Genomic DNA, 12,831 nt, shown 5'->3' with positions numbered 1-12,831 from the left:
TTGGGTCGCCAGTATTTAGGGAAAACTGCCATAAGGAGTCGCCATTGGATGCAAATTATGAGCTTGATTCTCATTAATATATAAATACTGAGTATTTATACTCAATATTTGAACTATGATTCACTTCTACACTTAAAGCCACTGTCTATGTGACAGTTGTGGGTGCGGAATGTGGGATAAAACTACTATAGCAATCCTATTTAAGTTGTGAAAGAGTATTCGCCCTGGTGTAGGGACACGGCAGTGCCGTGTCTCTACAGGGTTTCACGAATTATTTAGGATTGCTATATTGATTTTGTAGAATGACCGTTGCCCTGCATAAAAGCTTTTAAATCGATGAGATAAGCTGTTAAAAAGGCTTCGTCATCGTGGATTAATCGAGATATTTTCTCCAGGTAAGGCTCTTTTCTCAAGGGTTTCATCGTCAAAATGGCGTTTTTGCCTGTAGGTGGAAAGTTTCTCTTAACTGCGGATGCTCAAAGTGAAGTTCCCTGGCGTGCAGATGTAGCCGATTCGCCTCTGCACGGCATCCATAGAGGCGATCGCCCAAAATAGGCATCCCAAGTCCTCTGGCATCAGCAGCATGAACTCGGATCTGATGGGTGCGTCCTGTTAGTGGTATAAACTCTACCCTGGTGCATCCTTGCCTCGCCATCACCCGGAAATGAGTCAAGCTGGGTTTCCCTTGTTCATCAACTTTCTGATAGGGACGACGATTGGGATCTCCCCTTAAGGGTAGTGCGATCGCGCCAGAGTCAGTCGTAACTAAACCGGAAAGTACCGCTTCATAAACTTTGTGAACCTGTCGCTGCTGAAACTGACAACTTAGTTGGCGATGGGTTTGGCGATCGCGTGCCAGTAGGAGAATACCAGATGTTTCTTGATCCAACCGATGCACGGCAGTAATCTCCATGCCATCAGGTAACAGATTACGCAAGCGGGCTAAAACGCTGTCTTGGCGATCGCTATAACGTCCCGGTACGGATAGTAACCCTGCGGGTTTGTTCACCGCAATCAGCCATTCGTCTTCATAAATAATGGGTAGCGATCGCGTCAGCGTTGTGTCAATCGCTGATACCCTCAAGGGTGCGGCTACACAGACTAAATCTGCCGACCCAGGCTTAGTTTGTATAGTCCCAGGCTTACAGCCTGTAGGCATCTGAGGCAATCCTGACAGTAGAAACCCCATCAATGGCTGACAACGTTCTAAACAAGCTCCGTAGAACTCTCCCTGGATTTTCTCTTGAGTGGACGATCCCCACCAAAATTCCGCCATTGCCAGCGGTTTAAGCCCATGCGTTGCCGCATAATGCAGTAGCTTGGGGGCGCAGCAGTCTCCTGTCCCGGTGGGCATAGAGCCTCCTGGCATCAATTGCTGCAACGATAAAGATTGCCCAGAAAAATTAGTCAGGCTGTAAGCAGCGTGCATCTGCGCCTGGAGTTGGCGGGACAGTTGTTTACGCTGTTGTTTCAGTTCCCTTAGACGCGCATCGGCTGTTTCAATTAACTGCTTCAGCGGCTGCAATGCTTGGCTTTGCTGGCGTTTGAGTATTCGCCTCTCAATCCCCTCCCGACGGCTTTCTTCATCGAGTTGTTCAAGAGCAACAGTAAGGGCAACTCCTGTCAGCGTTTGGCAGAGTATCTGACGCTTTTCCTGTCGTTGGTGTTTGCAATCTCGATGGCGATCGCTTAAGATTTGCAACTGCTGCTCCTGCTGGCGATACAGGGTTTCGTACTCTTGCCGTTCTTTGAGTTGCTTGAGGGTAATCAGTTCCTGCTTCATAGCGTCTAATTGAGCCAATGTGCGGGCTTCGGCTAATGCACACTCGTCTCGTCCGGGAATCGGCGGTACCCAACCTTCAACTGCACTGCAACCATTCAGCAGTCCGGAGAATGCTTTCAGTATCCGTTGTTCGCCATTCGGTAGTTCAATTAGTAATATCCCGTACATCTTGCCTTCACGAGAATAACTCTCATCCCTGGTAAGGTGTTGCATTAAACTTCTGGCGATCGCTTCCGACATTGGGGTGCGCGGTAGTCTCAGCAACTCGCCATGAGGAGAATGCCCTTCATACCAATAACTAGGAGATGAGTTAGCGATCGCATAGTTGCCATCGATGAAATCTGAAAGTGTGTGCAGAACCACCATAAATAGTAATGCGTCAGACAAGTTGTTGATTGCCACTGCTCTCAATGTGGCGGCGCAAAACTGCGTTAATCAGCGTTTTATACTCTGAACCTTGGGATTGAAACCAAGCCATCACGTCTTTGTCTAACTGAACCAAATTTTTTGCCTCAGCCGCCGGAACTCGCAGCATTGCCTTTTCAAAAAACTCATCAGTCAATGGTGGGATATCACAATAGTTTATATCATCATCTGACATTGATTCCAACGCTTCCCAATTAGTACGTGAGGTATTGTTCAAATCGTTGCCGCTCATATCAATTTGCCCTTCTTGCTGAGATAATTCGGATAAGATTTCCTTGTCTTTCTGTCCAGACAACAACCGCTACACCTTCTTTTATGTAGTTGCGGTTTCAACCGCCTATTGCTAATTAAGTTTTTTGATCTAAGCGAATTGCTTGTTCTAAAGCTTTTTTCTCTTTAGCTTTTTGGATATAAGGCTCAAGTTGGCGATTTTCCCAACCTGTCAGAATTTCCATATCTTCTAAATTCATTCCCCGCATTAACATTTCGACGCACCAGGTTTGTTGGACTTGCTCAATGGTAGGCGATCGCCCTTCTGGTGCAATCAAGTCAGTTGTTAATTCCTGCCACAGTTGGCGAACTTCTGCTTCAGTTAAAGGCTCGTGGGCGGCATTGATAAACAAGGCAGAGTGTGTATCTTTGCAACTTCTCAACCATTGGGTTAGCGGATTTTTCTGATACGTTCCATAGCGCTTCCCCATAATCCACTGATTGACGGGAACTTGGCGAATCAACCCTTTAGTAATTTGTAAAAACTGTTGATCGCGATCGCTAATATAATGCGATCGCTCTAACTGAGCAATCTCTGCTGGAGTCAATCCGGCACCAAATAGCACGTAAACTAAAGCATACTCCTGCAAACCCTGCTTTTTAGCCTTTTGCAGAATACTATGAACCAGTTGGGCAGGCAAATCTGCAATCTTATTGGTTGCTAAAGATGCCAGTTGAATTGCATGAGAAAGAGTCACCGGGTTCGGCGCAACTGCACCCTGAAGAAACAGAGTCACAAGATTTTTTAAAAAATCCTCCCTGTCTTGCCAAAGGTCGTGAAATTCGCTGGTGAACTCAATGACGGCATATCCTAACAACATACCATTGAGCAAACTGGCAAGTTTTTCGGCGGGCAGGTGCGCCTGCAATTGCCCGCCATCAATAACGGCTTCGAGGTATTCCGCCACATAGCGATTAGCTTGGGTAAAGCCGCGTCCTAATGCCTCGCGGTTCTCGGCTGGGTACTGTCCGGCTTCGCCCACGACCGAACGCACCATTTCTGGCACTCGTTCTAGCGCCTGCAAGCAAGCATCCGCATACTCTTTGAGCGCTTGTTCTAGGCTACTGGCTTGATTCGCCTGCTGCACTAGGGTTTGACCTAACTGGGCAAATACCGCAGCTTCCTGAATTACAGCTAACAGCAATCCGTGTTTATTGCCAAAGTGACGAAACAGGGTTACTTCATTGACATCTGCTAATTCTGCAATCTGTTTGGTAGTCGTTTCGGTCACGCCTTGGGCGGCAAAAAGCTTTAATGCGGCATCGATTAAACGTTGCCGGGTGGGATTTCGCGGAGTTGACATAAATACAATGCAAGCGTTACTTGCACAAACTGCAAAAAGTTGTTAAAGTAATGTAAGTAGCACTTGCATCTCTTCTTTCCACTGTACCTTGCTAACCCGGCAAGTGTACAGGCAGTGAAGAGAGCAAATCAGAAATCAGCGCTGTACTCAATGGTGCTGATGGATTTTAGTCACCTTTGAGGATTTTCATGACTTCTAATACGGAAACGGCTCCCAACAGGGGTGAATATGGCACCCTGTCTTGGATAAATGTGGCCTTCTTCGGTGCATTTCATGCACTGGCATTATTAGCACCTTGGTTCTTTTCCTGGTCGGCGCTGGGCGTAGCAATTTTTTTACACTGGCTGTTCGGTAGCATTGGCATTTGTTTGGGTTATCACCGATTGCTAACGCACCGCAGCTTGCAGGTGCCAAAGCCTCTGGAGTATGCAATCACTTTCATCGGATCGTTAGCACTGCAAGGCGGGCCGATCTTTTGGGTAGCTGGACACCGGATGCACCACCTACACACCGAGGATGTGGACAAAGATCCTTACTCTGCGCGACGAGGATTTTGGTGGAGTCATATGCTGTGGTTGTTTTACCCGCAAGGAGAAACTTTCGACTATGAATCTTACAAGCGCTTAGCTCCAGATTTAGATCGCGATCCCTTTTACCGTTGGCTGAATAAGAACTTTTTGCTGCTTCAGCTGCCCTTGGGACTTTTACTTTACGTGCTTGGCGGTTGGTCGTTTGTAATTTATGGCATATTTGTGCGAGCAGTTTTACTGTGGCACAGCACTTGGTTGATTAATTCGGCAACCCACATGACAGGCTACCGCACATTCACCTCTGAGGACAATTCCCGTAATCTTTGGTGGGCAGCATTGCTTACCTACGGCGAAGGATGGCACAATAATCACCATGCTTATCCGAATGTGGCGAAGGCAGGATGGCAGTGGTGGGAAATCGACATGACTTGGTGGGCGATTACAATCCTGAAAAAGCTGGGTTTGGCACAACGAGTAGTGATGCCACCAGAAGGATAATCTGAAAAGCTGAGAAGTTTTTCTCTTGAGCGATCGCACTCTCTGTCACCACAATATCAGTGAGAAGCGATCGCGCCTGCTTATCCCATTAATTGAACATTTTTATTCTGAGTGGGGCTAGGCGGCTCAAACTTGTAGCCAAAACCCCGGACGGTATGAATAAATATCGGCTTACTAATATTCGGTTCCAGCTTCCGGCGAATTTGACCGATGTGAACGTCAACAACCCGTTCATCTGCGACAAATTCATGACCCCAAACGTCTCTAATCAGATCCTTGCGACTCAAAGCCTGCTTGGAATGCTTCGCTAAAAAATGCAGCAGGTCAAATTCCAAGGCAGTTAACGATACAATTTCATTGTCAAATATTACCTCACGGCTCACCGGGTCAATCACCAAGTTCTCAAACACGAAACGCTTCCGTTCCTCAGGATGGACTGGAGGCTGGAGGAAACGCAAAAGAGCCTGCACTTGTTTTTCCAATAGTCGCAGATGGAAAGGCTTGGTAACATAGGCATCAGCCCACTCTAATCCTGTAACTTGGTGTTCTACATCCGCTAGTCCGGTCAGCAGCATGACAAGAGTACCCGTGCGGCTTTTTTTCATTTGCTGACAAACCTCATAGCCGATAATGTCAGGCAAAATTACATCTAGAATCACCAAATCGGGTTGGAATTGTTCAAACCTTGCCAAAGCAGTCTTACCGTCTCCGGCGGACTCCATTAAATAATTTTGCTGACCTAAAAAGCGATAAACTAAATTCCGAATAGCAGGATCGTCATCAACCACAAGAATCTTTTTGGGAGCTATGCCTGAATCATGGGGTCTAGGCTGATTAAAATTTTCGACCATTACACTTCCTTCCTCCACTGCTACAAGTTTAGTGCCGACAAGATTGCTATTTTGGTGTGTAGAGCCTATTGCACCCCGACAAACTAGAAAAGTAAATCGTTCTTAACCGAGTTTAGATACGATAGTGTAGCCTTGCCAATAGCGACTCTACCCGTCTGCTGAAAAGGCGCACTTGCGATCGCATCCCTCCAGTCTAACTATGACTACCACTACTAACTTCCTTAGCCACCTCAACCCCAGTCAACGCCTCGCCGTCGAACATTACGAAGGCCCCTTGCTTGTCGTTGCTGGCGCAGGTAGCGGCAAAACACGGGCGCTAACTTATCGAATTGCTAATTTAATTTTGCAGCACGGGGTAGATCCGGAAAATATCCTGGCGGTGACTTTTACCAACAAAGCCGCACGGGAAATGAAGGAACGGATGGAAAAGCTGTTCGCCGCGCAGTTAGCCGAAAAGCAATATGGCAAGCCGTTGTCAGCCTTAGCTGCGGATGAACAAACCCGGTTGCGATCGCGTGTTTACAAACTTTACATCAAAGATTTGTGGATTGGCACCTTTCACAGTCTTTTTTCCCGAATTCTCCGCTTTGATATTGAGAAATATCAGGATGAGAAAGGACGCAAGTGGACGCGAAACTTTTCCATTTTTGACGATTCCGATTCTCAAAGTTTGGTAAAAGAGATTGTCACCAAACAGTTAAACTTGGATGAGAAAAAGTTTGAACCCCGTTCGGTGCGTTATACCATCAGCAACGCCAAAAATCAGGGATTTTCCCCTCAAGAGTTTGCCACCGAACAACCAAATTTTCGCGGACGGACGATTGCTCAAGTTTACAGCATCTACCAAGATAAGCTGGCAGAAAATAACGCCCTAGATTTTGACGATTTGATTATGGTGCCAGTCAAATTGTTTCAGCAAAACGAGCAAGTTTTGGGTTACTGGCACCGCAAGTTTCATCATATTCTAGTAGATGAATATCAAGATACTAACCGAATTCAGTACGATTTGATTCGCTTGTTAGTGACAGATGGGAAGACAGAAAAAAGCGAATGGAGTTGGCGCGATCGCTCAGTTTTTGTAGTTGGTGATGCGGATCAATCTATTTATAGTTTCCGCATGGCAGATTTCACAATTCTACTGGAATTTCAGGAGAATTTTGGCGACGGCTTGCCAGATGACGATACCCGCACAATGGTAAAACTGGAAGAAAACTATCGTTCCAGAGAAAATATTCTGCAAGCAGCTAATCAGCTGATTGAAAATAATACTCAGCGCATTGACAAAGTGTTGAAAGCGACACGCGGCGCTGGTGAACTTATTTTTTGTTACAAAGGCGACAATGAAATTGCCGAAGCCGAATTTGTCGTCACTCAAATTCGCCATCTAGAACACCAAAATCCCGAATTAAATTGGGGTAGCTTTGCCATACTTTATCGCACTAACGCTCAATCTCGCGCTTTTGAAGAATGCCTGGTGCGCGGTGGTGTACCTTATACAATAGTTGGTGGTTTGAAGTTCTACGACCGGAAAGAAATTAAAGATGCGGTGGCATATTTGCGGCTAATTGTCAATCCGGCGGATACAGTTAGTTTGCAGCGAGTGATTAATACACCACGACGCGGGATAGGCAAAGCTACATTAGATGCGATCGCGGGCGTTTCCCAAGAGTTAGGCGTATCGATGTGGGAAATCCTCAAGGATGAGACTTCAGTTAACACATTAGCTGGACGTGCTGCCAAAGCGATCGCGCGTTTTGTCGAAATGATTTGCCACTGGCAGAACCAACTGGAAATCCTACCAGCCTCCGAAATTGTTCAGGGAATAATGGAAGATTCTGGTTATATTCAGGATTTGAAAACCCAAGGCACCGATGAAGCGCAAAACCGACTAGAAAACGTCCAAGAACTTTTCAACGCGGTGCAACAATTTGAACAAGAAAATGAAGACATAAAATTAGAAAGTTTCCTCCAAAATGCTTCCTTATCTTCTGACTTAGATGATTTGAAAGAAGGAGAATCGCGCCTTTCTATGATGACATTGCACTCTGCCAAAGGGCTAGAATTCCCTGTAGTCTTTTTAGTAGGAATGGAACAGGGATTACTACCCCATACGCGCACCTTAAACGACCCAGCGCAACTAGAAGAAGAACGGCGTTTGTGTTATGTCGGCATCACCCGCGCTCAAGAAAGATTGTATCTCACCCATGCCAGCGAACGTCGCCTATGGGGTTCCCGCGAACCTGCTGTTAGTTCGCAATTTCTCAAAGAGTTGCCCAAAGAATTACTCAGTGGAATAACAAAAGTTAATCGCACCACCGCCCCGGCAAAATCCCAAACGGCGACAACCAATGGTAATCATAACTGGAAAGTAGGCGATCGCGTTCTTCACTCAGCCTTTGGCGTTGGTAATATCACCCACATTTTCGGGCAAGGAAACAAAATCTCTGTAGCGATCAAATTCCCAAGCGTCGGGCAAAAAATCATCGATCCTAAAATTGCCAAACTGCAAAGAGTTGAGTAGCTATAGCAATTCAAGGGTTGGGTACAATAAATCTGTAAGAACATGGCATTGCCATGTCCCTAGCAACGTGGCGAAAATAAAACAACCGCGATATATTTCACCCAACCGAGAAACGCTATAAATATACATCCGCCAACGCGGTTCATTCCTCCGCGCCTGGGTGGTTCATATTTATACCCCTAGCCAAAAGCGCACTACCATAAGCAGCTTCAGCATGAATCGGTGTAACAATCGGCACCTGAAGATAACGCGCACGAATTGCAGTCCAAACAGAATTTTTCGCACCACCCCCAGCGGTATAAACTCCACTCAACTGCGTGCTACCTAGCTGTTGTAATAATTGATAACCCCGTGCTTCAATTCGGGCAATGCTTTCCAACAAACCATGCAGGAATTCTACTGAATTATCTGGACGCGGTTCTAGTTTTGGTGGTAAATGGGGGTCATTAATAGGGAAGCGATCGCCCTCTTTTAATAACGGATAATAATCAAGTAAACTTTCTTTCTCTGCATCAATCTGACAGCTAAGACTTTCCAACTCCCTATCAGTAAAAAATTTTCGCAGCACCGCACCACCAGTATTAGACGCACCGCCAACTAACCACAAATCCCCTAGTCGATGACTGTAAATTCCATATCGCGCATCATCAACACGAGTGTTACTCAACAACTTCAGCACCAGAGTAGAACCTAGCGAGGTACTAGCTTCACCGGGAGACTTAGCACCACTGGCGAGAAACGCCGCAATACTATCAGTTGTGCCAGCACATACAACGCAATCTTTCGGAAATTCAAAGTTAGCAGCAATCTCAGGTGTTAATTCAGCAACAGGTGTACCAGGGGCAATAACTTTAGGAAGATAAACTGGTAATTGCAGATTTTCCAGCCATTCAGAATAGCACAAATTTTCGACATCGTAACCCAATTTCAAAGCATTGTGATAATCGCTTATTCCTATTTTTCCATGCAACAAAAACGCCAACCAATCCGCCTGATGCAGGAAATAATTTTTCCTGTTTTCCTCTTTGCCCGGTGGGAGCGCCTTTAGATACCAAAGAAGTTTTGCCAGGCTGGAAGTAGCGCTTAATACTGTGTGATTAGGTGGGGCAATTTTCTTCAAATTATCCATCATTTCCACCCCCCGCGCATCGTTGTAGAGGATAGGTTCAACAACAGGATTGCCAGCGCGATCGCATAACATTACAGTAGAAGACGTTCCGTTGAGCGCGATCGCTTTTATTTCCCTTCGTAGTTCTACAGGAATTTGCGAAATCAGGGAAAACAAAGCCTTCTCCCAACTTGCAGCTAAATCAGCCGCCGCTGCAAAAGGATATTGCGCCTCAGCATGGATATCACCATCCGCGTCAATTACTATAGCCCGTGCGCCAGAAGTGCCGAAGTCTAAGCCGAGGTAGAGATTCATAACCCGCTCTAATCCTGCTTGATATCCTGTACTATATACGCATTAAATATTGGTCGTGACTAACACCACTCGTCAAATCCCTCAAATAGATCCACCCCTTTCGCCTCGGCAAACATTGCCGACGATGTACGATCTACCAAGCGAAGATCCAGAGGAAGAGCGTTTGCCAGATCAGTATCATGGTTATCAGCCAGATATTTTAGATGATACCTTCAAGCCATCTAACTATGACTTTGACGAGATATTAACTGCTACTGACTTACACATTTACTACAATCTTAACCACACCAACTGGTACAAACGCCCAGATTGGTTTGCCGTTGTAGGAGTTTCCCGACTCTACGAAGGTTTTGACCTGCGAATGAGTTATGTATTATGGCAAGAACTGGTTAGCCCATTTGTAATAGTAGAGTTATTATCCCCCAGTACAGAAAACGAAGATTTAGGTCGGACTGTGCAGCAACCAGGGAAACCGCCGACTAAATGGCAAGTTTACGAGCAAATTCTGCGCGTTCCTTATTACATTATTTTCAGTCGCTACACGAATGAGTTGCAACCGTTTCACTTGGTTGGCGGTCATTACGAACCTATGACACCCCATGAGGAGGGACTGTATCCGGTTCCAGAACTGGGGCTAAGTTTTGGCTTGTGGCAAGGTACTTATAAAGGCGTTAACCGGATTTGGTTACGGTGGTTTACACAGTCGGGAGAGATGATTCCCACTCCCGAAGAGGAAAATGCCGCCGCTCAACAAGAAGCCGCCGCCGCTCAACAAGAAGCCGCCACCGCTCAACAAGAAGCCGCCGCCGCTCAACAAGAAGCCGCCGCCGCTCAACAAGAAGCCGCCACCGCCCAAGAACGAGCTAGGTTAGCCGAGGAGCGTGCTGAACGGCTGGCGGCGAAACTGCGCGAGTTAAATATTGACTTGGACGATCTTGGTTAATGTTGTGGAGCGCGATCGCATCTTCACGTTTGCGAGTACGACTTAGCGATCGCATCCTCCTTATCTACTCAACTCCTCAATCGGCTCTCAAACATTTAATGCAAGCGCGTAACCTCAAAGAATTCGATTTAGTAAGTATTTTTGTATCTTCAGATGTTACTTCAGGAGTTATCAACGGCAAACGAAGTATTAGCCGAAGACAGGCTGAGGTTCTAGGAGATTTCCTTAATGTTGCTCCTGAGCTGTTCATCGGTTAAACAAGCGGAAATACTGTGCAAAGCGATCGCGTTTGGCAAGTTTTGGCTGATGTTGCGGGGGATGCGATCGCTTGTACTTCCCGCCGTAATTTTGGTAAATTTGCCCTAAGCTGGCATTAAAATCTGACGGCGACGCTTCAAAGTGATACTGCGTCTCGAATTGAATAGTACCATATGAATTAATTAATACAGTCGGTGTGTCAGAGGTGCCGCCATCAATATTGAGGTAGAATTTCATATTATACAAATCGCTTTTTCGTTTTTTAGCATCTTTGGCGCTGCTTTCCGATAGATACCCTCAACTAAGCTGAACATGAATATCAGGGACTTCTTATTATCGGCTCCTAGCCAGAAAAGGCACAAACGCAATCTACTAGAGAATGTCGAATTAGGATTGTTGGTAGTTTTTGTAATTGTCTCATTTATAGCGTTAATTTTTGATGAAATTATCTGGGCTGCTATACCGCTGATTCCATTAATGGGGCTGAATATATATAACCGTTATCGGTTAGATCGGCTGACTCGCCAAAGTCTCGCCAGAGTTTCAAAAATAAAAGACTTTATAGAGAAGCAGGTTGAGGAATTAAAAACTGCGATGCAAAATCTGAATCAAAATGCCCAAAATCCGCAGCAAATTGAGGGTATAGAGCATTTAGTTTTGGCAATGCAGAATCTGCAACCGCAGCTCGATTTTCTAGAGCAATCCATTGCACCGATGAAAGAGCAATTGGAAACTTTAACTCAGCAGTTTAACGAGCAGAATCAGGTACAACAGCAGGAAAGTTTGCGGGATGCAATAACGTCGTTAAGCAACGCTAACGTGCAACTATCCCAAAGAATCGCAAAGCTGCATCAGAGACTCAATCAACTACCGCCTTCCCCACAAACGCTAGTAATTAATTCGGATTCCAACTCTTTACCAGAAAACAGTCCAGTTACAGCTAGTGAAAATCTACCACCGGAGTTGATAGAAACGCAACTAATTAATTGGAAAAATATTCGCAATGGCGCATCTGATATAAATACAGAAACTCAAAATACCACCGAATTAAGCCAACCAGAGATAGAACATAAATCGCCGGAATTGATAGAAACGCGATTGATTAATCGGGGAAATACCTCGGATGGTGCATCTGACATAAAAAACCTGGAAACTGAAAATTTCCCTATAAATCAGGAAACTGAAAATTTCCCCGAATTAAGTCAAGAAGCAATAGAACATCAATCGCCGGAATTGATAGAAACGCAAGTAATTAGTCGGGAAAATACCCCGAATGGTAGATCCGATATAAATCCGGAAACTGACAACCCTTCTTCAAAAAAAAATAGAGTTACAGCTATAGACGCTGAAGAATTTGTGAGGCGATATGAAGCCGGAGAAAGGGATTTTACGGGGCTTAACTTAGCGGACGCAAATTTAAGCGATCTATGCTTAGAAGGAGTTAACTTGAAATATGCAAATCTGAGTAGAGTTAACCTCAGAGGAGCAAGACTGCATAGTGCTAAATTAGATGCAGCCGACTTAATTGCTGCGGATCTGCGTGGTGCAAACTTCTATCAAGCATCCCTTGAAGGTGCAAACTTAACTCAAGCCGATCTCCGCAAAGCAAATTTGTGTGATGCTTGTCTTCGGGGAGCTAACTTAGCCCAAGCAGATTTGTGTGGAGCAAACTTGTGTGATGCTTCCTTTAGTGGGGCAAACTTAAAAGGAGCAAAACTTCACCCGTCAGATATGTTGAGAACACAGCTTCAAGGGGCAACTATGCCTGATGGTACAACTCAAGAATGGGTAATGCCGATATCTTGAAATAGCTGGTGAAAAAGAGTGTTTAGAAAGAAGTTTGAGGCGAAGGAATCACTTCCAAATATTATCTATGCTGTTTGCAACTGAACATTCTGTAATTTGCAAATAGCTTTCAGAACTTGTACAAACTGAATTGCAAGCTCAAAATCAATCAGGTTCACTTCTGGTAATATCTCATAAGTGTAGTCCGCGCAGGCGCAATACAGTTTACTTATAACTAA

The 12,831-nt window shown here is 45.3% G+C and carries 12 protein-coding genes and 1 pseudogene; 5 read left to right on the top strand and 8 right to left on the bottom strand.

Annotated features, from left to right (window positions below):
* Positions 1-284: 284 nt before the first annotated feature.
* The 5 genes and pseudogenes from H6F74_RS23525 to H6F74_RS23505 form a co-directional block, all read right to left on the bottom strand.
* Positions 285-422 carry a hypothetical protein gene (locus H6F74_RS23525; protein WP_190444554.1) on the bottom strand — a complete coding sequence of 46 codons (138 nt, stop codon included), beginning with the start codon at positions 420-422 and terminating at the stop codon, positions 285-287.
* Between the two features lie 2 nt (positions 423-424).
* Positions 425-2,149 carry a pseudouridine synthase gene (locus H6F74_RS23520; RefSeq protein WP_190444575.1) on the bottom strand — a complete coding sequence of 575 codons (1,725 nt, stop codon included), beginning with the start codon at positions 2,147-2,149 and terminating at the stop codon, positions 425-427.
* 13 nt (positions 2,150-2,162) lie between these two features.
* Positions 2,163-2,441, bottom strand: a complete 279-nt coding sequence (locus tag H6F74_RS23515) for a BrnA antitoxin family protein (protein ID WP_190444574.1) — start codon at positions 2,439-2,441, stop codon at positions 2,163-2,165.
* Position 2,442: 1 nt separating this feature from the next.
* A pseudogene (locus H6F74_RS31170) lies at positions 2,443-2,529 on the bottom strand (BrnT family toxin); the annotation flags it as partial.
* A 27-nt stretch (positions 2,530-2,556) separates the two neighbouring features.
* The gene (locus H6F74_RS23505) at positions 2,557-3,783 is read right to left on the bottom strand and encodes a TetR/AcrR family transcriptional regulator (protein WP_190444553.1); all 1,227 of its coding nucleotides are present in this window, start codon (positions 3,781-3,783) and stop codon (positions 2,557-2,559) included.
* Between the two features lie 188 nt (positions 3,784-3,971).
* Between H6F74_RS23505 and H6F74_RS23500 the strand changes: the two genes are divergently transcribed.
* Positions 3,972-4,811: a fatty acid desaturase gene (locus H6F74_RS23500; protein WP_190444552.1), complete on the top strand. Its 840-nt coding sequence runs from the start codon at positions 3,972-3,974 to the stop codon at positions 4,809-4,811.
* An 80-nt stretch (positions 4,812-4,891) separates the two neighbouring features.
* On the opposite strand, the gene H6F74_RS23495 is transcribed toward H6F74_RS23500, so the two are convergent.
* On the bottom strand, positions 4,892-5,620 hold the full coding sequence (locus H6F74_RS23495) for a winged helix-turn-helix domain-containing protein (protein WP_190444572.1): 729 nt from the start codon (positions 5,618-5,620) through the stop codon (positions 4,892-4,894).
* A gap of 241 nt (positions 5,621-5,861) precedes the next feature.
* Between H6F74_RS23495 and pcrA the strand changes: the two genes are divergently transcribed.
* On the top strand, positions 5,862-8,183 hold the full coding sequence (gene pcrA / locus H6F74_RS23490) for a DNA helicase PcrA (protein WP_190444551.1): 2,322 nt from the start codon (positions 5,862-5,864) through the stop codon (positions 8,181-8,183).
* A 142-nt stretch (positions 8,184-8,325) separates the two neighbouring features.
* Here the strand turns inward: pcrA and H6F74_RS23485 are convergent, their stop codons facing one another.
* The gene (locus H6F74_RS23485) at positions 8,326-9,606 is read right to left on the bottom strand and encodes an FGGY-family carbohydrate kinase (protein ID WP_190444550.1); all 1,281 of its coding nucleotides are present in this window, start codon (positions 9,604-9,606) and stop codon (positions 8,326-8,328) included.
* Between the two features lie 124 nt (positions 9,607-9,730).
* On the opposite strand from H6F74_RS23485, the gene H6F74_RS23480 reads away from it, so the two are divergent.
* Entirely contained in the window at positions 9,731-10,549 is an 819-nt protein-coding gene (locus H6F74_RS23480; RefSeq protein ID WP_190444571.1) for a Uma2 family endonuclease, read from the top strand.
* Positions 10,549-10,806 (top strand): hypothetical protein, encoded by a 258-nt coding sequence (locus H6F74_RS23475; RefSeq protein ID WP_190444549.1) that lies wholly within the window; start codon positions 10,549-10,551, stop codon positions 10,804-10,806. Before H6F74_RS23480 ends, H6F74_RS23475 begins: the two co-directional genes overlap by 1 nt.
* Here H6F74_RS23475 and H6F74_RS23470 read toward each other — a convergent pair.
* Positions 10,796-11,044, bottom strand: a complete 249-nt coding sequence (locus H6F74_RS23470; RefSeq protein WP_190444548.1) for a hypothetical protein — start codon at positions 11,042-11,044, stop codon at positions 10,796-10,798. The two genes, H6F74_RS23475 and H6F74_RS23470, sit on opposite strands and share 11 nt — an antisense overlap.
* A 75-nt stretch (positions 11,045-11,119) precedes the next feature.
* On the opposite strand from H6F74_RS23470, the gene H6F74_RS23465 reads away from it, so the two are divergent.
* Positions 11,120-12,613 carry a pentapeptide repeat-containing protein gene (locus H6F74_RS23465; RefSeq protein ID WP_199301550.1) on the top strand — a complete coding sequence of 498 codons (1,494 nt, stop codon included), beginning with the start codon at positions 11,120-11,122 and terminating at the stop codon, positions 12,611-12,613.
* The last annotated feature ends 218 nt before the right edge of the window (positions 12,614-12,831 follow it).

It is taken from the genome of Trichocoleus sp. FACHB-90 (genome assembly GCF_014695505.1).
Taxonomy (GTDB): domain Bacteria; phylum Cyanobacteriota; class Cyanobacteriia; order Cyanobacteriales; family FACHB-T130; genus Funiculus; species Funiculus sociatus.
Note: the sequence above shows the minus strand (reverse complement) of the source record. Positions and strands in the feature narration are given on the sequence as shown.